This is a genomic window from Streptomyces marispadix, from assembly GCF_022524345.1.
GTDB lineage: Bacteria > Actinomycetota > Actinomycetes > Streptomycetales > Streptomycetaceae > Streptomyces > Streptomyces marispadix.
Window position 1 is genome coordinate 695792 of record NZ_JAKWJU010000002.1, and the last position, 19888, is coordinate 715679.

At 71.3% G+C, this 19888-nt stretch carries 19 protein-coding genes and 1 pseudogene; 9 read left to right on the plus strand and 11 right to left on the minus strand.

Annotation, left to right across the window (positions count from 1 at the left end; genetic code table 11):
• Window positions 1-121 precede the first annotated feature (121 nt).
• The 3 genes from MMA15_RS03055 to MMA15_RS03065 all read left to right on the plus strand — a co-directional run bounded on the left by MMA15_RS03055 (window position 122) and on the right by MMA15_RS03065 (window position 3816).
• On the plus strand, window positions 122-1591 hold the full coding sequence (locus tag MMA15_RS03055; RefSeq protein ID WP_241057376.1) for an MFS transporter: 1470 nt from the start codon (window positions 122-124) through the stop codon (window positions 1589-1591).
• A 114-nt stretch (window positions 1592-1705) separates the two neighbouring features.
• Complete coding sequence (locus tag MMA15_RS03060; RefSeq protein ID WP_241057377.1) at window positions 1706-2467, plus strand: IclR family transcriptional regulator; 762 nt, start codon at window positions 1706-1708, stop codon at window positions 2465-2467.
• Between the two features lie 209 nt (window positions 2468-2676).
• Window positions 2677-3816 (plus strand): sulfotransferase, encoded by a 1140-nt coding sequence (locus tag MMA15_RS03065; protein WP_241057378.1) that lies wholly within the window; start codon window positions 2677-2679, stop codon window positions 3814-3816.
• Between the two features lie 247 nt (window positions 3817-4063).
• Here MMA15_RS03065 and MMA15_RS27760 read toward each other — a convergent pair whose 3' ends face one another.
• The 4 genes and pseudogenes from MMA15_RS27760 to MMA15_RS03080 form a co-directional block, all read right to left on the minus strand.
• Window positions 4064-4969: an FAD-dependent monooxygenase gene (locus MMA15_RS27760; RefSeq protein WP_277400000.1), complete on the minus strand. Its 906-nt coding sequence runs from the start codon at window positions 4967-4969 to the stop codon at window positions 4064-4066.
• 127 nt (window positions 4970-5096) lie between these two features.
• A pseudogene (locus MMA15_RS27765) lies at window positions 5097-5840 on the minus strand (FAD-dependent monooxygenase); the annotation flags it as partial.
• Between the two features lie 14 nt (window positions 5841-5854).
• A complete protein-coding gene (locus MMA15_RS03075; protein ID WP_241057379.1) occupies window positions 5855-6283 on the minus strand; it encodes an ester cyclase in 429 nt (142 codons plus the stop codon).
• A 208-nt stretch (window positions 6284-6491) separates the two neighbouring features.
• Window positions 6492-7460, minus strand: a complete 969-nt coding sequence (locus MMA15_RS03080) for an AraC-like ligand-binding domain-containing protein (RefSeq protein WP_241057380.1) — start codon at window positions 7458-7460, stop codon at window positions 6492-6494.
• A gap of 186 nt (window positions 7461-7646) precedes the next feature.
• Between MMA15_RS03080 and MMA15_RS03085 the strand changes: the two genes are divergently transcribed.
• Together MMA15_RS03085 and MMA15_RS03090 are read left to right on the plus strand one after the other, a co-directional pair.
• Window positions 7647-9095, plus strand: coding sequence for an aldehyde dehydrogenase (locus MMA15_RS03085; RefSeq protein ID WP_241057381.1), 1449 nt, complete (start codon window positions 7647-7649; stop codon window positions 9093-9095).
• The gene (locus tag MMA15_RS03090) at window positions 9080-10600 is read left to right on the plus strand and encodes a GMC family oxidoreductase (protein WP_241057382.1); all 1521 of its coding nucleotides are present in this window, start codon (window positions 9080-9082) and stop codon (window positions 10598-10600) included. The genes MMA15_RS03085 and MMA15_RS03090 overlap by 16 nt, the downstream gene beginning before the upstream one ends.
• A gap of 110 nt (window positions 10601-10710) precedes the next feature.
• On the opposite strand, the gene MMA15_RS03095 is transcribed toward MMA15_RS03090, so the two are convergent.
• A complete protein-coding gene (locus MMA15_RS03095) occupies window positions 10711-11358 on the minus strand; it encodes a class I SAM-dependent methyltransferase (protein WP_241057383.1) in 648 nt (215 codons plus the stop codon).
• Between the two features lie 96 nt (window positions 11359-11454).
• On the opposite strand from MMA15_RS03095, the gene MMA15_RS03100 reads away from it, so the two are divergent.
• From MMA15_RS03100 to MMA15_RS03115, 4 genes are read left to right on the plus strand one after another with little or no spacing between them, the layout of a single operon-like run.
• Window positions 11455-12129, plus strand: coding sequence for a winged helix-turn-helix domain-containing protein (locus tag MMA15_RS03100; RefSeq protein ID WP_241057384.1), 675 nt, complete (start codon window positions 11455-11457; stop codon window positions 12127-12129).
• Between the two features lie 50 nt (window positions 12130-12179).
• Entirely contained in the window at window positions 12180-13427 is a 1248-nt protein-coding gene (locus MMA15_RS03105; RefSeq protein WP_241062947.1) for an MFS transporter, read from the plus strand.
• Between the two features lie 41 nt (window positions 13428-13468).
• Window positions 13469-14308, plus strand: coding sequence for a helix-turn-helix domain-containing protein (locus MMA15_RS03110; protein ID WP_241057385.1), 840 nt, complete (start codon window positions 13469-13471; stop codon window positions 14306-14308).
• Window positions 14305-14544, plus strand: a complete 240-nt coding sequence (locus MMA15_RS03115; protein ID WP_241057386.1) for a DUF397 domain-containing protein — start codon at window positions 14305-14307, stop codon at window positions 14542-14544. The genes MMA15_RS03110 and MMA15_RS03115 overlap by 4 nt, the downstream gene beginning before the upstream one ends.
• A gap of 79 nt (window positions 14545-14623) precedes the next feature.
• Here MMA15_RS03115 and MMA15_RS03120 read toward each other — a convergent pair whose 3' ends face one another.
• From MMA15_RS03120 to MMA15_RS03145, 6 genes are all read right to left on the minus strand, one after another.
• Window positions 14624-15649: an ABC transporter substrate-binding protein gene (locus MMA15_RS03120; RefSeq protein WP_241057387.1), complete on the minus strand. Its 1026-nt coding sequence runs from the start codon at window positions 15647-15649 to the stop codon at window positions 14624-14626.
• Between the two features lie 125 nt (window positions 15650-15774).
• A complete protein-coding gene (locus MMA15_RS03125) occupies window positions 15775-16677 on the minus strand; it encodes an ABC transporter permease (protein ID WP_241057388.1) in 903 nt (300 codons plus the stop codon).
• Entirely contained in the window at window positions 16674-17438 is a 765-nt protein-coding gene (locus tag MMA15_RS03130) for an ABC transporter ATP-binding protein (RefSeq protein WP_241057389.1), read from the minus strand. Before MMA15_RS03130 ends, MMA15_RS03125 begins: the two co-directional genes overlap by 4 nt.
• Complete coding sequence (locus MMA15_RS03135; protein WP_241057390.1) at window positions 17435-18103, minus strand: RraA family protein; 669 nt, start codon at window positions 18101-18103, stop codon at window positions 17435-17437. Before MMA15_RS03135 ends, MMA15_RS03130 begins: the two co-directional genes overlap by 4 nt.
• Window positions 18100-18831 carry a PIG-L deacetylase family protein gene (locus tag MMA15_RS03140; RefSeq protein WP_241057391.1) on the minus strand — a complete coding sequence of 244 codons (732 nt, stop codon included), beginning with the start codon at window positions 18829-18831 and terminating at the stop codon, window positions 18100-18102. The genes MMA15_RS03135 and MMA15_RS03140 overlap by 4 nt, the downstream gene beginning before the upstream one ends.
• Entirely contained in the window at window positions 18828-19793 is a 966-nt protein-coding gene (locus MMA15_RS03145; RefSeq protein WP_241057392.1) for a DUF6282 family protein, read from the minus strand. The genes MMA15_RS03140 and MMA15_RS03145 overlap by 4 nt, the downstream gene beginning before the upstream one ends.
• Window positions 19794-19888 lie beyond the last annotated feature (95 nt).

Here is a 19888-nt window from a genome sequence, read left to right on the forward strand (position 1 = left end):
CTTCGTCCGTGGCCATGCCATTGACCCGGCAAGCACGCACTCGTAGTGTCCTTCCCGCCTAGTGAAACACTTTCCATCTCACGGAAACACCTCATCTCACTGAAAAAAAGGGGGGTCGGGAATGACAGCGGCGTCTCCCTCCCGCGCCGGAAGCGTCGGCTTCTGGTCGTCCACCCGCGCCCGGTATCTGATGCCGATCGCGTTCATCACGTACTCGCTCGCCTATCTCGACAAGTCCAACTACGCGATCGCCTCGGCCGGAGGCATGGCCGAGGAACTGCATCTGTCCGCGGGCCTCGACTCCCTGATCGCCGCCTCCTTCTTCCTCGGCTACTTCTTCTTCCAGATCCCCGGCACGATCTACGCCGAGCAGCGCAGCGTGCGCCGCATGGTCGCCGGTTCCACCGTCGCGTGGGGTCTGCTCGCGACCGCGCAGGGCGTGCTCAGCAGCCCGGGGCAGCTCATCGCGGTGCGCTTCGCGCTCGGCGTGGTGGAGGGCGCGGTGCTGCCGTCGCTCGTGCTGCTGCTGAGCCGCTGGTTCACCAAGGGCGAGCGCAGCCGGGCCAACACCCTGCTGATCCTGGGCAATCCGATCACGGTCATGTGGCTCTCGGTGCTCTCCGGCTGGCTGATCGAGGTCTCGGACTGGCGGACGATGTTCGTCGTCGAGGGGCTGCCGTCCGTCGTCTGGGGTCTGCTGTGCCTGAAGCTCATCAAGGACCGCCCGGACGAGGCCCGTTGGATGAGCGCCCATGACCGCGAGGAGCTGCGTGCGGCGCTCGCCGCCGAGCAGCGGGCGACCGCCGAGTCACCCGGATCGGCCCTGACCGGCGCCGAGATCGCCGCCGCTGCGGACGGTTCGCAGGGTCCGGGCGTACCGGGCGGCACCGGCGCCCCTGCCACCACCGCCGACGCGCCGCGGGCCGGCGCGGCTGACTACAAGAAGGTGCTGCGCTCCCGTCCGGTCGTCGTGCTGGCGGCGCAGTACTTCTTCTGGTCGTTCGGCATGTACGGCTTCATCTTCTGGCTGCCTTCCATCGTGAAGAAGGCCTCCGGCGAGGGCATCGGCGCGACCGGGCTGATCTCGGCGATCCCCTACGCCTTCGCCGTCGTCGCGATGCTGGTCAACTCCCGTATGTCCGACCGCACCGGGCGCCGCCGCGCGGCCGTGTGGCCGTGGCTGGCCACGGGCGCGCTCGCGCTGTTCGCCTCGTATCTGGCGGGCGCGAACTTCCCCCTCGCGCTGACGCTGCTCACCGTCGCCGGGCTGTGCATGTACGCGCCCTACGGCCCGTACTTCGCGTTCGTCTCGGAGCTGGCACCGGCCGGTGTCGCGGGCGCGGCCGTCGCCGCCGTCAACTCCTTCGGTGCGCTGGGGTCGTTCGCGGGCACCTATCTCGTGGGCTGGGTGCGCGGCACGCCGCTCGGCGACGCGGGCGCCTTCGGCTTCATGGCGGCGTGCACGCTGGTCTCCGCCGCGTTGATGTTCGGCGTACGGGAGCCGAAGGTGACGCCGTCCGCTACCGGTACGGTGAGCGGGCGTCCGCACACCGCCGCCCCCACGGCGGCGAGCGGCGGCGGACGCGGCTGACGACCGGCGACGGGCCGCCGAGCGAGGGGCCGCACAGGGGCCGGACGGTTACGCCCGGGGCGGCCCCGGCCCCGAACGGCCCTGCCGCACACGACACTTCGAGGGAGCACGACGGTGACCGCACCGCCCGGCGACGACATGCTCGGCCGGGGCCTGCGCCTGCTGACCGTACTGGCGGACCACCCTTCGGGCATGGGCGTCAGTGCCGCCGCACGCGGCGCGGGCCTGCCGGTCAGCAGCGCACACCGGCTGCTGGGACGGCTGGCCGCCGAGCGCTTCGTCGCCTACGACGAGGACACCCGCCGCTACTCGCTGGGCGTACGCGTCCTGGAGTTCTCCCGCGGCTTCCAGCGCTCCCCCGCGGGCTACTCGGCTGCCGCCGCGCCGATGCGGCGCCTCGCCGCCCGTACGGGACTGCCCGCCATCGCCGGAATCCTCGACGGCAGCGAGGTGCTGCTGGTGCTCAGCGCGGAGGGCACCCAGCACCTCCAACTGCGCAGCGCCGAGGGCACCCGCAACCCCTGGCACGCCACGTCCATGGGCCAGGCCCTCGCCTCGCTGCTCCCCGAGGAGGAGCTGGCGGCGCTGCTCGGCGCCGGGCTGCCCTCGCCCACGAAGCACACGGTCACCGATCCGGAGGCGCTGCGCGAGCGGCTCGCCCTCGTAAGGGAGCGGGGCTGGGCGGAGGTCGACGAGGAGAACGAGGTCGGGGTGCGCTCCATCGCCACCGTCGTCCCCGATCTCAACGGCGGTCTGCGTCCCCGGCTCGCGGTATCGCTCGGCGCCACCGTCGTGCTCACCACGTGGGACGAACTCCACGGCCACGTACCGGCGTTGCGGGCCTGCGCGGAGGAGATCGCGTCACTGCTGGGGTGACGGCGCCCGCCGGACGGGGCGAGCGCTCCACTCGTCTCCCCGGTCCGCCTGGGCACCCTCGTCCGCCTGGTCCCCGTGATCTCCCTGGCCTCCCTGATCTCGCCCAGCTCACTGACGAGGTGACTCCACCACGCGGACGACCGCCCCGCGACCCCTTCGTGTGATCACGAGCGATACCGGGACGCCCGGTGCCCGCGAAGGTGAGACTGGTGGCGATCAGTAGCCGAACGGCCCGCCGCGGCGGACGGGCCGAGGGGGAGGAGACCACCGTGCGGACGGGCATCAAGACCCTGACCTTCGTCGTCGGCACCGGGCGCAGCGGCTCGACGGCGCTGTCACAGGTGCTGCGGCTGCATCCCGACGTGCTCAGCCTCAACGAGCTGTACGCCTCCATCGACGGCCCGCCCGCCCTGTCCGAACAGCCGCTGACGGGCGAGGAGTTCTGGCGATGCCTGCGCGAGCCGATGCCGGTCTTCGACACGATGGTGCGCAGCGGCACCCCGCTGCCCGAGTTCATCTACAGCCGCCACCCCGAGTGGCGCTACGACGCCGAGACGACCGGCATCCCCGCGATCAGCATGATGGCGCTGCCGCATCTCAGCGACGATCCGGACGCCTTCCTCGACGCGCTGGAGCCGGAGGTGCGCGGCTGGCCCGAGCGGCCCGCGCCCCAGCAGTGGCACGCCCTCTTCGGCGCCATCGCCTCCCGGATCGGCGGTAGGGAGGCCGCCGTCGAGCGCTCCGGATACTCGCTGCACCGCGTCGGACTGCTGCACAGGCTCTTCCCCGAGGCCCGCTTCGTGCATCTGTACCGCCACGGCCCGGATTGCGCCCTGTCGATGAGCCGCCACAACGGCTACCGGATGATCTCCCTGCTGCGTGAGATCGTCCGCCGCTCCGGCGTGGAGTCCGCGTCCGAGCTGACTGACGACCACATCAAGCAACTCCCGGACGATCTGGCCCCGTTGCTCAGCCCCCGTTACGATCCGTCGCTCGTGCTGGACCGGGAGATGCCCGTGCCGGAGTTCGGCACCCTGTGGTCCGAACTCGTCTGCGAGGGCGTGGAATCGCTCTCGGAGATCCCCGCCGGGCAGCGCACGTCGCTCTCCTACGAGCGTCTGCTGGACGCGCCCCGGCAGGAGCTGGCACGGCTGGCCGACTTCATCGGCGTGCAGCCGTTCGCGGAGTGGCTTGAGGAAGGCGACGAACTGCTCGACGGCACGGGCCGCCTGGGCTCCTCGCTGCGCCTGCCCGAGCGGGTACTCGCCGAACTGCGGGAGAACTGCGCACGCGGCGAGGAGGCGTTGGGCGTCAGCGGCTCCGACTCCCCTCGCCTGCCGCAGAGTTGACGCTCTGTCCACCGCGTAGGAAAGCTGTCGACGGCGAACGAGCCCCCGGCCGGCCGGCGTCCCCGCGCGGGACACCGGCCGGCCGCCCCCTCCAACGGGCCCCCGTAGGCCCGCAAGTCCTCTTACGCCCCCGCCCTCGTCGGTCGGTCCCGTCCCAAGTCCCGCCCCGCCCGGCCGCGTTGAGCCGTCTTACTCCGCCGCCGCGTCCACCGGCAGCGCCGCCGCCGGCACGCTCACCGTGCCCCGCTCACCTGCGGTGAAGCACCCGGTCGAGGACCGCGCCCAGGACGTGCGCCGCCGACGAGGGCGCGGCCCGGTCAGTACGCCAGGCGACATGGCCGTCCGGACGTATGAGACAGGCACCCGAGGGACCGGTGCCGTAGGCCGCCTCCCATGTGACGGGTCCAGCAGCGGCCTCCACCGCGGGCCCCGCCCCGAGGTCCGCAGCGACACCCACCGCGAGATCCGCCAACTCCCCGTCGGGCGCGATCCGTCGGCAGCCGAGCGGCAGCCGCCGCTCCGCCGCCGCCTCGCGCGCCGCCCGTACCCAGCCGCCCCCGTCGGAGGCCGCGAGCAGCACGAACGAGTCGCCGAACAGATCGAGCGTGGACAGCGCCCGCCCGTCGCGGTGCAGCACATGGTGCGGCGCACGGAAGCCCGGCCCGGCCAGCGCCGTGAAGCGAAGCTGCCGCTCCTCGGCGGACGGCACCGGCACGCCGTCGGGGACCAGCGCCCCCTCTTCGTAGCGGAAGCCGAGGTCCTGACCGAGCGCGTCGAACTGGGAGAGCTGCCTGGGCAGCGCCGCACGGATGCGCCGCCGTGCCTCCCGTGCCGACTCATCGTCGGCGCTCTCCAGTTCGGCGGCGACGTCGTAGACGCCGGGCCCGAAGCCGGTCTCGGCGAGCGTCGCCGCGTTCTGGCTGCTCTGCCTGCTGTTGAACTCCGCGATCGGCCGCCGCTCCTGCTCATAGGTGTCCAGCAGTCCGGGCCCGGCCCGCCCCTCCAGTACGAGGTGGAGCTTCCACGCCAGGTTGTGCGCGTCCTGGATGCCGGAGTTCATGCCGAAGCCGCCAGTCGGCGGGAAGCGGTGCGCGGCGTCCCCGGCCAGGAACAGATCCCCCCTGCGGAAGACCCCGGCGACCTGTGACTTCATCCGCCACGGCAGCACCCTGCGAATGCGTACGTCCAGATCGTCGACGCCGACCGCGTCCCCTTACGAGCCTTACGCAGCGGTCCTCGCCGTGCGGACCCGCGGTCGGCTGGGCCGCCTGCAACAGCCACCGGTGACGGCCGTCGAGGGTGATCAGGCCGCCGCTGGAACGGGAGTTGAGTATCCAGTGCAGCATCGGCGGCGTCGCACCGACCCACGGACGAAGATCCGCCTCGAAGTAGACGCTGAGGAACTCCGCCGCCAGGTCGGAGCCCTCCATGGCGATGCCCGCCGAGGTCCGTGCGGGGCTTCCCGCGCCGTCGCACGCCACGGCGTAGCGTGCGCGCAGCCGCCGCACCGCGCCGGTGCGCACATCGCGCAGCGTCGCTGTGACACCGCCCTCTTCGTGGATCTCCAGTCCGGTGACCTCCGTGCCGAGGCGCACGCCCACGGAGGGCTGCGCGCGGACCGCGTCGAGCATCACCGGCTCGATGCGGTCCTGCGGGCAGAAGACCGTACGGGTCGGGGAGGCGCGGAGACGGGACAGCCGGTCGTCGAGGCCGCCTCCGACGACCAGCCGCCCGATCTCCTCCCCCGCTACCGTGTGCACCCAGGCGAACTCCGGGCCGTCCGGCGACGGAAGAGCCTGCTGCTGCACGGCGGTCTCGATGCCCCACTGACGGAAAAGCTCCATCGTCCGGGTGCGCACTCCCGTGGCCCTGGGGTGGCCGCCGACCTCGGAACGTGCCTCCACGAGCACGCACGCGGTGCCGTGGCGGCCCAGTGCGAGGGCGGTGGCGAGCCCGGCCGGTCCGGCGCCGACGACCAGCACCGGGACCCCCGTCACGCCGCTCATGTCTGTCACGCCGCTCATGTCTCCCACGCCGCTCACCGGGCCGGGAGGCCCACGCCGCCAAGCTGCTCGAAGAGCGTCATGCGGTCCCAGTAGAGCTGCTCCCCGGCGATGAGGCCGTCCCTGAGCGTCACGAAGATCGCGACGGGCAGCTCCAGTTCACGGTACGTCGCGGGGAGGCCGAGGAACGTCTTGACGTGCAGGCCCCGCCACCAGGTACGTGCCACCGCCCTCCCGGAAGACGTGAAGCGCAGATCCTCGGCACTCACCTGTACGTCGAAGGCGTCCCACCACATCGCGTAGTACTCGGCGGCCCCGCCGTGGCCCTCGTAGACCCTCCCGAGCGCACGGTCGTCGAAGCGGCAGTCCTCCGTCAGCGTCGCCAGCGTCTCCTCCAGCCGGTGGGCGTTCTCGACGTCCATGTGCCGCCGCAGCAGCTTCGCGTAGTGGTCCTCGTCGGGCATCGGGCGCAACCTCCCTGTGTGTTCGCCGCGTTCAGTGTCGGGGGAGGCGGCCGCTCGCGTCGTTGCCGCTGGACGTACACCGGTTGCGCGCCCGCGCACTCACGGGCACGGCAACGTCACGGGAGTCCGGTGCGGCGGCGGGGCTCAGAACGGCGTCGTCTCGGACAGGCGTCATCTCGGACAGGCGAGGGCTCGGACCGCCGGGCGCTCAGACCACCGGGCCTGCGCGCTCCAGCCGGTACCGGCCGGGCGGCACGTCGTAGGCGTCGCGGAAGAGCCTGCTGAAGTGTGCCGCGTTGGGCAGCCCCCAGCGCGCGGCGATCGCACCGACCGGCCTGTGGGCCAGCGACGGATCGAGCAGGTCACGACGGCAGCTTTCGAGGCGGCGGCGTCTGATCCACTCCGAGACGGTGGTGCCTTCGGGCTCGAAGAGCTTGTAGAGGTAGCGGACGGAGATGTGGTGTGCCGCGGCGATCACCGCCGGGGTCAGCTCCGGGTCGCCCAGCCGCCGCTCGATGAAGGCGTAGACGTCGGCCAGCAGCGCGCGCTGCCGCGGCTCCAGGGGCACACGCCGTACGTCCTCCCCCAGCCTGGCCGCCATCGCCACCGACAGCAGATCGAGCACGGCGCCGCCCAGCCTGGCCCCGTCCGCGGCTTGGTGCTCGACGTGCTGGGGCAACTGCCGTACGAGAGCGGACAGCAGCGCACCCGTGCCTTCGTCGCCGGGGATGCGCAGGGCCGTCAGCCGCGTGAGGTCCCTGGGCGGCAGCCTCAGCATCGACCTGGGGAACATCACGGCGACGCCCTGGCTCATCGAGGCGTTGGACCAGCCGCACGGCCGCGACAGGTCGACGAAGGCGAAGTCTCCGGGGCCCAACGAGGCTTCCCGGCCGCCCTGTTCGACGACGAGCCGCCCCCGTACGACCAGGTCGATCTTGCACAGTTCGGGGTCTGAGCGGCGGATCAGCCGTGGCGTGCGCAGCGCGCTGCCCGGTGAGAGGGTCGCGGCTACGACGCGCAGCGAGCCGATCTCCTTCATCAGTATGCGGTCGGCGATCTCACCGTCGTCCAGCGAGGGCCGTACGTCGATGGGCGCGACGGTGTCGCCGACGGCGTGCCGCAGGCGCTCCACACGCGACGCGGCCGGCTCTTCGTCCGCCCGGAAGACGAGGCTCATCGAAACCGCCCTGGCTCGGCATCCCCCTGACGTCTTCCAGGCTAGCGATCCCGGCGCGGTCAGGACCCTGCTCCGTGGCCCGCCGAGGGCGTTCGTGCAGCGTCGGACATGGGTCGTGCAGCCCTGTGCAACGCCTCCGCGTCCTGTCTGCCGCAGCCTCGTCGGCAGAGCGAAGGGAGCACGGAAATGACCGTCCACGACCGGCTGTTCATCGACGGTGACTGGACCGAGTCCACGGGCACGGCCACGCTGGAGGTGATCTCGCCGCACACCGAGGAGGTCGTCGGCCGCACACCGGCCGGGACGCGCAAGGACATCGACCGTGCGGTGGCCGCCGCCCGCCGGGCCTTCGACCAGGGGCCCTGGCCGCACACGGACCCCGGGGAGCGGGCCGCCGCCGTGGGACGGATCGCCGGACTCCTCGCGCAGCGCCGCGACGAGGTCGCTGAGCTGATCACCGAGGAGATGGGCTGCCCCGTCACCGTCTCCCGTCTGGGGCAGGTCGGCGAGGCGCAGGCCGTATGGAGCTGGTTCGCGGAGCTGGGCGCGGGCTTCACGTGGGAGGACGAGCGGGCGGCGCCCATGGGCACGGTCACCGTGCGTCGCGAGCCGGTGGGCGTGGTGGCGGCTGTCGTGCCGTGGAACGGGCCGCAGATCGTCGTCGCGGGCAAGCTCGCGGCGGCACTGGTGGCCGGGTGCACGGCCGTGGTGAAGCCGTCGCCGCTCGCGCCGCTCGACTGCTATCCGCTGGCGGAGATGATCCAGGAGGCGGGGATACCGCCGGGGGTCGTCAACATCGTTCCCGGAGGCGCCGACGCCGGGGCACACCTCGTGGCGCACCCCGGCGTCGACATGGTCTCGTTCACCGGCTCGGTGGCCACGGGCCGCCGCATCGGCGCGGTCTGCGGCGAGCACCTCAAGCGCTGCACGCTCGAACTCGGCGGCAAGTCCGCCGCGATCGTCCTCGACGACGCCGAACTGACCGCCACCATGGGCTCGTTGCGGACGGCGGCGCTGATCAACAGCGGCCAGACATGTGTGGCGCAGACCCGCGTCCTCGCCTCCCGTGCCCGCTACGACGAGGTGGTCGACGCCCTCGCGGAGACGGCACGCGCCATGCGCACCGGTGACCCCTCCGACCCGGCGACCGAACTGGGGCCGCTGGTCAGCGAGTCGCAGCGGGAACGCGTCGAGGGCTATGTGGAACTCGGCCGCAAGGAGGGCGCCCGCCTGGTCACGGGCGGCGAACGCCCCTTCCCCCGCGGCTGGTACGTCACGCCGGCGGTCTTCGCCGACGTCGCCAACGACATGCGCATCGCCCGTGAGGAGATCTTCGGGCCGGTGCTGTCGGTCATCCCCTACGACGACGAGGACGACGCCGTACGCATCGCGAACGACAGCGAGTTCGGCCTGGCCGGCTCGGTGTGGACGGCGGACAGGGAACGCGGCCTCGCCGTCGCACGCCGCGTCCGCACCGGCACATACGGCGTCAACACCTACGGCGTCCAGGCGTGCGCGCCGCTCGGCGGCTACAAGTGCAGCGGTGTGGGACGGGAGTTGGGGCCGGAGGGCCTGGAGTCCTATCTGGAGTGCAAGTCGATCCTGCACGAGGGGACAGCGTGTACGACTACGTGATCGTCGGCGCCGGGAGCGCCGGTTGCGTGCTGGCGGCACGGCTGAGCGAGGACCCCTCGACGCGGGTGCTGCTGCTGGAGGCCGGGCCGCCCGACGACGCCAGGGAGATCGCGGTGCCCGGCGCGATGTTCGCGCTGTTCAAGTCCGAGCGCGACTGGGACTACTCCACCACCGGCACACGGGCCCTCTACTATCCGCGCGGACGCACCCTCGGAGGCAGCTCCTCCGTCAACGGCACGCTGTACGTCCGCGGTCACCGTGCCGGATACGACGGTTGGCGCGACGACCACGGCTGCACCGGGTGGGGCTACGACGACCTCCTCCCGTACTTCCGCAAGGCGGAGGACGGGCCGCTGAGCGTCGAACCCCAGCGTCATGTACATCCCCTGCACCACGCCTGGGTGGCTGCCGCCAGGGCACAGGGACTGGCACCCGCCGACGACTTCGACGCGGCCGAACCGGACGGCGGCGCCGGGCTGTTCCGTACCACTCAGCGCCGCGGCAGGCGCTGGTCCACCGCCGACGCCTATCTGCGGCCCGCCGCCGGGCGCGGCAACCTCACCGTCACCACCGGTGCGTTCGTGACCCGCGTCGACTTCGAAGGCCGCCGGGCGCGCGGCGTGCGCTACCTGCACGAAGGACGGGAGCTGCGGGCGGAGGCCGCCAGGGAGGTCGTGCTGTGCGGCGGCGCCGTCAACTCGCCCCATCTGCTGATGCTTTCGGGCATCGGCCCGCCCGCCGCGCTGCGCGCTCACGGCATCGGCGTGGTCGCCGCCTCGCCGAACGTCGGCGCGAACCTCCAGGACCATCCGCTGTGCACCCCGATGTGGCACCTGCCGCACACCCGCAACCTCTGGGAACAGGCGACGTTTCGGAACATGCTGGCCTGGCTGCTGCTGCGCCGCGGTCCGCTCGCGTCCAACGGCGGCGGTTCCCTGGCCCTCACTCGCAGCCGAGACGGCCTCGCCGCGCCCGATCTGCTGCTCGGCGCCATGCCGACTCCCGTGATCGACCAGGGACTTCGGATGCCCACGGAGCGCCGGATGACGATGCTCGTCGCGGCCCTGGCGCCCCGAAGCCGCGGCGGCGTCTCACTGCGCTCGCCCGACCCGGCGGTGCCTCCCGCGATCGACCCCGGGTTCCTCTCCGACGAGAGGGATCTGGACGTGCTGGTGACCGGCGTACGGCTGGCCCGGCGGATCGCCGCGCGTGAACCGCTCGCGGGGCTGACGCCCGGCGAGGACGTCCCCGGAGACCGGGACGTCGCCGAGTGGGTCCGCTCGACGGTGCACACCCTCTTCCACCCGACGAGCAGTTGCGCCATGAGCTCTTCCCCGGCGTCGGTCTGCGACCCGCTGCTGCGCGTACGAGGCGTGGACGGCTTGCGGATCGTGGATGCCTCCGTGCTGCCCGCCGTACCGCACGCGCCTCCCAACGCGGCCGTCATCGCGGTCGCCGAACGGGCCGCCGACCTCATACGGGGCGCGGTCCCGCTGAGCGTCTGACATGCGACGGGCAGCGGCAGGCTGCCTCAACGGCCGTGCGGGGCAGCGGCGTTGGGAGGCGCGTGCGCCCATGTCCTGCGGTCCCTGTGCACGACGCGCATCCGTCCGTGTCATCTGCGGTAGACCAGCAGATAGCGCCAGAAGAGAAGCCTGCGGACCGTGGACCCGGGCAGCAGCTCGGCCGCCTGCTGCCGGATCTGCTTCAGCGGCACCTCGGGCCGTGCGACGGGAGCCCGTACGCGGGGCGGTACGCCAGGCGACAGGCGGGGCAGTACGGACCGGCCGCCGGCGCACCGCTCCCGTACGGCGACCGCGGCACGCGCCACCGCGTTCACCGGGATCGCCGCCCCGCTCCATGCGTAGTCCACGGGCGACCGCTCGGGGTAGCAGCCCAGGACGACGAGGGTGCCGCCGGGGGCGAGCGCGCCGCGCAGAGCCTCGACGGCGGGGCGGAACGGCATGTGGTGAACGCTCGCCAGGCAGGAGACGAAGTCATAGCGCCCCTGCGGCAGTTGGGCGCTGGTGACGTCGGCCAGGCGGAAACGCGGGCGGTTCCCGGCCTCGTCGTCCGGCGCGGCGGACACGGCCGCCTCGATCACCTGCGCCGACCGGTCCACCGCGTCCACCTCGATCCCCCGCTGTGCGAGCCTCCGCGCGAACCGGCCCGTACCGCAGCCGACGTCCAGCGCCGTGCGGCAGCCGTACGGGACATGGCGCAGCAGCAGCCGGTGGTAGTGGTCGTTGTGGTCGAACGGCATGAGCGGACGATGCCATCACCACCGTAGGGAAAACCACCAACACCCCTTTGCAAAGGACTCTTTGCAAAGAACTCTCCGGCTTCTAGGCTTCCAGCCATGACCGGCATGGATCGCGGCGCCGAGAGGGACGCCGTCGTACTCGACGCCAAGGGGCTGCGTGCACTCGCACATCCCGTACGCGTGCAGCTCGTCGGACTGCTGCGCAAGCACGGGCCGTCCACGGCCACACGCCTCGCCGAGCGGCTGGGGGTCAACTCCGGTACGGCCAGCTACCACTTGCGCCAGCTCGACGCCGCGGGCTTCGTGGAGGAGGACGCCGAACGCGGCAACGCCCGGGAGCGGTGGTGGCGTTCGGTCCACCGCTCGACACGGTTCGACGACATCGACCTGGCCGAGCAGGAGCCGGAGGCGACGCTGACGTATCTCCACTCCGTCGCCGCCGCATACACGCTTCGGGCGCAGCGGGCGGTGAACGAGTACCACACGCTGCCGCGCGCCTGGCGCGCCGTCGCCGACATGAGCGACTGGGCGCTGCGGCTGACACCGGCCGAAAGCCGTTCCCTTTACGAGGAGTTGGCCGAGGTCATCGGCCGCTACCGGCGCGACTCCCCCGGGACCCCGGCCCCGGACGGCGCCGAACGCGTCATGCTCGTCACGCAGTTGTTCCCCGAACTGGACACCGCCCCGGAGGGGCCCGAAGACACCGCCCCGGCGGGGCTCGCAGAACGCATCCCGGACGGGCCGGACGCCGCCCCGGCGGGCCCGGAGTGACGGCGACGGCGACGCGGTCCCTGCGCCCCCTCGCGGGTGTGCTCACCGCGATGGCGCTGGCCCTCACCGGCACCCGCATATCGGTCATCGCCCTGCCCTGGTTCGTGCTCGTCACCACCGGCAGCGCGACACGCACCGGACTGGTGGCCTTCTGCGAGATGGCCCCCTACGTCCTGGTCAAGGCGCTCATCGGCCCGCTGCTGGACCGCAGTTCACCGAGAACGGTCTCCTGGTCGGCGGACGCCGTCAGCGCCACGGCCGCGCTGACGATCCCCGCGCTCCACACCGCGGACCTGCTGTCCTTCCCCGTCCTGCTGGCGCTCGTAGCCGTCATAGGGACGGCACGCTCCCCCGGCGACCTCGCCAAGGAGGTGATGATCCCGGAGGCGGCGGAACGCGGCCGGATACCGCTGGAGCGCGCCACGGGGCTCGCCGGAGTCACCGAGCGGCTGGCCTTCACCGTCGGCCCCGCCGCGGGCGGCTCGCTCGTCGCACTCCTCGGTCCGCTGGCCGGACTGGCCGTCAACGCGGCCTGTTTCGCGGCCGGTTCGGTCGTCATCGCCCTCGTCGTCCCGCGCGGCATAGGCCGCGGCGCCGAACACCCCGGACACGACGAGGACGCCCCCGGCTACTGGAGACGCCTCGGCGAAGGCATGCGCTTCCTGCGGCGCGACCCGCTGCTCCTCACCGTCACCGCGATGATCGCGATCACCAATCTGCTGGACGCGGCCTTCTCCTCGGTCCTGCTGCCGGTATGGGCGAAGGAGTCCGGCAACGGCCCCGCCGCCGTCGGCCTCATCGGCACCGTCTGGGGACTCTCGGCGGTCGCCGGGAGCCTGGTGGCGGCGGCCGTCGCCCACCGGCTCAAGCGCCGCATCGTCTTCTTCGCGGGTTTCCTGCTGGCCGGTGCGCCCCGTTTCCTGATACTCGCCTTCGACATACCGGTATGGGCGATGCTGACGGTCTTCTTCCCCAGCGGCTTCGGCGCCGGATTCCTCAACCCGATACTGGGCGCCGTCCTCTACGAACGCATACCGCGCCGACTCCTCGGCCGTGTCCGGGGGTTGGGCACCTCGCTGGCATGGATGGGCATACCACTCGGCGGCCTGGTTGCCGGAGCGGCGGTCTCCTCCTTCGGCCTCCTGCCCGCACTGGTGACGGCGGGCGTCACCTACTTCCTCACCACGAACCTCGCCGGGCTCCGCCCGGAATGGCGCCAGATGGACCGCAAGCACACCCAGGGAAGGAACCTCCCAGAAGAGCAGGTTCCGGCCCGTAAGGACACCGCGGACACATAAGCTTTCCGCGACAGATCCAGCACTCTGGGTGAGGCACAGCCATGACCGACATCGACGACCTCGACACCGAGGCGAACACATCGGACCCCGTACACAAGATCCTCGGCAAACAGATCAAGCACCTGCGCGAGCAAGCGGGCCTGACCCAGGCGGAGTTCGGCAAAAAGGCGGGCTACGGCACGGACCAGGTCTCCTCGGTCGAACGCGGACGACGCCCCGCGAAGCCGCAGTTCATCGCGGCAGCGGAACGGCTCCTGGACGCGCGGGGGTTGCTGAAGGCCGTCGAGGACGAAGTGGACAAGGCCCGCCTTCGATACCCGGCGTTCTTCCGCGAGTTCGCGAGGCTGGAGTCTGAAGCGGTCGAACTCCACGAGTACGAGACCATGGTCGTTCCCGGACTTCTCCAGACCGAGGACTATGCGCGGGCGGTGTTCACGCTGCGCCGCCCGCTTCTCGACGAGGAGACAATCGAAGCGCGGGTCGCAGCCCGTCTCGCCAGGCAGGAGATTTTCAACCGCTGGCCACCGCCGACCCTGAGCTTCGTGCTGGAGGAAGTCATCCTCCACAGGCCGTTCGGCGGTGCGACGGTCCTCCGAGAGCAACTTCAACAACTGGTGCGGTTGGCAAAATTGCGCCACGTCGAGCTTCAAGTGATGCCGACCCACCGCACCGATCACCCGGGGCAGGCCGGGCCGCTGATCCTGCTTGAGACCGACGACCAGCCCAAGGTCGCCTACGGTGAAATCCAGGACCGCAATGTCTGGTTCACAAAGAGGGAAGCCGTGCGCGCTGTCGAGGCCCGTTATGGAATCATCCGGGCGCAGGCGCTCACGCCTGACGAATCCCTGGGTCTCATCGAGAAGTTGCTTGGAGAAGCATGAACACGACGCGGCACTGGTTCAAAAGCAGCTACAGCAGCGGCGAAGGCGGCGCCTGCCTCGAAGTCGCCCTGGACTGGCGCAAGTCCACGTACAGCAGCCCCGAGGGCGGCAACTGCGTAGAGGTCGCCGACTGCCCGAGCACCGTGCACGTCCGGGACTCCAAGAACATAGCCGGGCCCCAACTCGCCTTCCCCGCAACGCAATGGGAAGCGTTCATCGCGTACGCAACACGCTGACAGGCCGGGCGGCCCAACGAGGAACGAGAAACGCGCAACCGGGGGCGGGACGCCCGAAGTCCCGCCCCCGCCGCGCGACTTACGCCTTCATGTCGGCGAACGACGGCGCCTTGTCCACCAGCTTGCTCTCCTGGTGGAACCGCCGCGCCGTCTCGTAAGGCCGCTTCTCGACCGTGGGCGACTGCGGCATCTCCCTGCGCAGCATCGGCACGAGCGCGTTCAGTGCCTTCGGCGAGGTGTCCTTGAGATACTTCTCCAGCAGCTCCCGCACCTTGTCCGGGTCGCCCTGCACGTCCTGCTGAGCGCGCTTGATCGCGTTCTGGAACGCGTCGGTCTCCTTCTGCTTCTTCTTCAGCAGCTTCTGCGTGGAGAAGACGACGCCGTGCAACGCGCCCATCATGTCGGCCACATCGCCACGCGCGGGCGAGATGAGGATGCGCCCCGACCCGTCCGCCTCGGCCTGCTGGCCGATCGGCTGGAAGAACGAAAGCGCGTCGACCCGGCCGGACTTGAGCGCGCCGATCGCGGACGTCGCGGCGCTGCCCAGGTTGACCAGCGTCGCATCGGTCTTCGCCTTCTTGCCGATGCGGTCGAAGAGGTAGTTGACGAGGGCTTCGGTGCCGCTGCCCGGCCCGGTGATGCCGATCTTCTTGCCGACCAGCGCCTTCACACGGGACTCCACGCTGGCCGCCTCGCTGGGCGCCTTGAGCGACTTGCCGACGACTATGTCGACGTAGTACTCGGTGACGAGGCTGGAGAGGACCTTCGTACCGCCGGGCTCGGAGGACTTCGCGAGGTTGAACGCGTCGGTGAGGACCCCGCCGCCCAGGTCTATGGAGCCGGACTTCAGCGCCGCCGCCACCTTCGCGCCGGTGCCCAGGCGCGGGCGCTCGCCGAGCTTGAGCCCTTCGTCCTTGAAGTAGCCCTTCTCCTCCGCCACGAAGAGCGGGAAGAACGCCACCGAGTTGCTGATCTGGCCGACGTTGAGCGTGCCCGCCGACGTCGAGGACCCGTGCTGGGCGCATCCGGCAGCGAGGGGAGAGAGGAGGACGGGGGTCGCGGCGAGGGACTTCAGAAGGGTTCTGCGCTCGATGTGCTTGCCCATGGTTCAAGCTCCAGTTGCAGTTTTCCGCTTCGTCCGGGGCGGACGGGTGGAGGGTGAGCGGTGGGACGTGAAAGGGACTCAGATCGGGGACTCGAAGATCGGCGACGCGGAGGCTATCAACCCGCTCACCCCTGCGACTCCACGGGTTTCCACCGGTTGACCCGGCGCCCGATGAGGCCGACGAATACGTTCAGCAGGCCCGCGATGACGCTCAGCACGACGAGCGTCGCGAAGACCCCGGCGGTGTCGAACTGCGCCGCGGCGTCGTTGATCAGATAGCCGAGGCCCTGGTTGGAGGCGACCAGCTCGCCGATGACGGCACCGATCAGCGCGTAGGGAACGGCGACCTTCAACCCGGTGAGCACCCCCGTCATCGACGCGGGAAGCACGACCTTGCGGGCGATCTCCCTGCGGGAGCCGCCCATGAGCCGTACGGCGTCGATGAGTCCGCGGTCGACTTCCCGTACACCGGCGGCGGTGTTGAGGAAGACGAGGAAGAAGACGGTGGCGGCGGCGAGCAGCACCTTCATGTGCATCCCGATGCCGAACCAGACGATGAACAGCGGCGCCAGCGCCACCTTGGGGATCGAGTACAGCGCCATCACGAACGGGTCCAGCACCCGGTAGGCGAGCTGGGCCGACGCGAGTGCGAACCCGGCAAGCGCCCCGGCGACCGCTCCGAGCAGGAAGCCGTAGACGATCTCCTGGATGGTCACCCAGCTATGGGTCCAGAGGGTGCCGTCGGCCCACCACTCCCCGAGCCGTTCGAAGATGGCGCTGGGCTTGCTGGTGAAGGTGATGTCGAAGAGGGAGCCGCCTGTCAGCTCCCAGGTCGCGAGCAGCACGATCACGAGGAGCGCCCGCAGGCCCCAAACAGTCATCGTGGTGCCGTGCCGCTCCCGCCAGGTGCGGTTCAGCGGTATCCGTACGGGTCCGGAGGCCGGCGCGCCGCCCTCCCCCGGGGCGCCGCTGCCGTCGGACGCCTTGCGCCTGCGGCCGGACGACGGCGTCACGGTCTGCTCGGTCATGACGAGCCCTCCTTCAGCGCGGCGGCCATCGCGGTGTGCAGGCGCACGAACTCCGGGTCCACGCGCAGGGCGTCCACGTGCCGCGGGCGTGGCAGGTCGATCCTCTCGTCGGCGACGATGCGCCCGAGTCCGCCGAGCACGACGATCCGGTCGCCGAGCAGCAGCGCCTCTTCGATGTCGTGGGTGACGAACACGACGGTCTGCCCGCTGCCCTGCCACAACCGCAGCAGCTCCTCCTGGAGTTCGGTGCGTAGCTGGGCGTCGAGGGCGCCGAACGGTTCGTCCATCAGCAGCGTGCGGGGGGTGCCCGCGAGCATGCGCGCGAGGGACGCGCGCCTGCGCATGCCGCCGGAGAGTTCGCGCGGGTAGTGCTTCTCGAAGCCTTCGAGCCCGACGCGGCGCAGCAGCCCGGCGGCGGTCTTGCGGCGCTCGCGGGCCTTCACTCCGCGGATCTCCAGAGGCATCTCGACGTTGCGCCGTACGTCGCGCCACGGCATGAGCGTGTCGGACTGGGTGAGGTAGCCGATGTCGATGTCCGGCCCCTCCAGCTTCCTGCCGCGGTGGGAGACGGTCCCCTCGGTGGGTTCGGTGAGCCCGGCGAGGAGGTTGAGCATCGTGGACTTGCCGCATCCGCTGCGTCCGAGGACGGTGAGGAAGCTGCCCTCCTCGACGCTGAGGGCGAAGTCGCGCAGGGCGACGATGGCGCTGTCGTCCTTGGTGAACTGCTTGGTCAGCCGCTCTGCGCTCAGCACGGCGGTCATGTCCCCACCCCCGGTCGCGGGTTCTCGTCGGCCTCGCGCAGGCCGTAGGCGTCGTAGCTGAATTCGCCGGCGGCCCAGCGTGCGCGCAGGCCGTTCTCGTTGGCGATGCGGCGGCGCACGGCCTCGACGGTGGCGGTGACGTCGGCCGCGGCGACGGCGGTGGCCCCGTCGTCGTCGAGGACGACCACGTCGCCGGGTGCGACGGTCGTGCCGCCGACCTCGACGCGGACGTTCACGCTTCCGCGCTCGTCCTTGGTGGCTCCGCGGGCGCGGCGCCAGCGCGTCCACACCCCGTAGTCGAGGCGTGCCAGGTCGGCGCTGTCTCGTACCGCGGCGTCGACGAGGACCGCCGCGGCGCCGCAGGCCGCGGCCTGGGTGGCGAGGAGGTCCCCGAAGAGGGCCACTGGTTCCGGTTCGGGCATGGTCAGCACGAGGACCTCGCCGGGCAGCAGATGCGTCATCACCTCGTGCACCGCCCGGTTGTCGCCCTGTCCGCAGCGGGCGATACGGGCCGGTCCGGCGGCACGGCGGCCCGGCTGGAGCGGTATCCACTCCGCGTCGAGCAGGCCGCGGCGTCCGTACGCCTCGTAGACGGTGGCCACGCCCGCGGTGGCCAGCTCCTCCAGTGCCGACGCGGCCGGTGCCGGGGGCTTCGCCGCGCTCACAGCGCGTCCACGACGTTGGGCAGCAGCCGCTGGAAGGCCTCCGCCTGACGGATGCCGTCGTCGCCGGTGACCTTGCGGGCGTGGTTGCCGCGCTGGTCGGCGCGCTGTGCGTAGTACTCCTGGAGATACTGCTGAGCAGCCATGCAGCTCATGGCCTCGACCTTACGAGCGAATACGGGCGTGATGTCCACGTAGACGGTCGGTGTGAAACCGCACAGTTCCGGCTGGTGCGGCTCGAAGGCCAGGAACTGCGAGGGGGGCGCGGTGCGGAAGCCGCTGGCGACTCCGGCGCCCGAGGTCAGCAGCCGCGCCTTGGCGACCGCCTCGTGTGCGACGGGGTGGTCGGGGTTGAACGGGTCCTTCTCGGGGTGGGTGAGGACCACGTGGGGCGCGAAGTCGCGCATCAGCTCCGCGAGCCTGCCGACGGACTCCGCGGAGACGTGCAGCGGGTAGTCGCCGAGGTCGAAGGCGCGGAAGTCGGCGCCCACTGCGGCGGCGGCCTTGCTCGCCTCCTCGTGGCGTATTCGCTTCACGTTCTCCTCGGTCTGGCCCTCCTGCTTCCACAGCACCCCGGACTCGCCTCGCTCGCCGTAGGAGAGGGCCACCACGAGGGCTTCGCCGCCCGCTGCCGTGTGGGCGGCGACCGTGCCGGCGGAGCGCCAGACGAAGTCGGCGCTGTGCGCGCCGACGACCAGCAGGCGCCTGTCGTCCTTGCCGTCGGCGCTCATGCCGTGCCCTCCTTCCGGTGCCGGGCGGGGGCGTCGGCGAGGGGTTCGGCGCCGACGAGCCACCGGCTGTTGTGGACCGTCATGGTGCGTACGTCCTCCTCGGTGAAGCCCTCGGCGAGGAGCCGGTCGGCGCAGATCGCCAGGCCGTCCTCGACGGGCGGGTTGAAGGGCTGGCCGAGGTCGCTGGAGATCACGGAGTTCTCCGGTCCTGCCTCGCGGATGGCGCGGTACCAGGTCTCCCACTCGACCTTGCCGGTGTAGGGCGTGGTGAAGCAGCGCTCCAACAGGGCGCCGTGTGCGGCCAGTTCGCGCTGGCGCTCGACGGCGACGCGCTGCGAGGTGAACTCCGGGTGCGTGACGACCATGCGCTCGACGCCCTCCTGGGCGGCGGCCTCGACGACGACGGCGATCTCGTCGGCGTGCAGATGGCCCGTGGCGAGGACCATGCCGTGCCGGGCGATCAGCCGGAAGACCTGGCGGGCGGCGGGCACGACGTCGCCGTCGGGCGTGAGGACGTCGACGGGGTCGGCGGCCATGCCGTCCGCACGCAGATCGTCCTGGAGCCTGGCCCACATCGGCGGGGTGGCGCCCTCGGGCTCCCGGGCCTGGCACTGGCGCTGGTTGGCGCTGTCGACGGTGGGCAGCCAGACGAACTTGGCGCCGCCGCGGCCCGCGATCTCGACGGCGATGGGGTTGAGGCCGCCGACGGAGGCGTTGAGGGTGACGGCGCCCAGGGCCTCCGCGCCGGGGGCGGCGCGGCGGACGACCGCGGCACGTTCGGCGGTGGGCGTGTAGTGCGACTTGAGCACGAAGCCCGCCATGCCGACGTCCGCGAAGCGCTCGGCGAGCGCCACGTCGTCGATGCGGCGGCGCATCACGTCGGGCGCCACGTGGATGTGTACGTCGTACGCGCCGCGCACCAGCTCTCTCGCCCGGCCGGACGGCTGGGGGTGCTCCGTCATGTCTCTCCTTCGCGACCCTTTGCAGCCATAATCTCAGCTCAGATTGTTAACAATCTTGGCTACAGAGGTCAAGAGGTGAGGTCGGACGGAAAGTG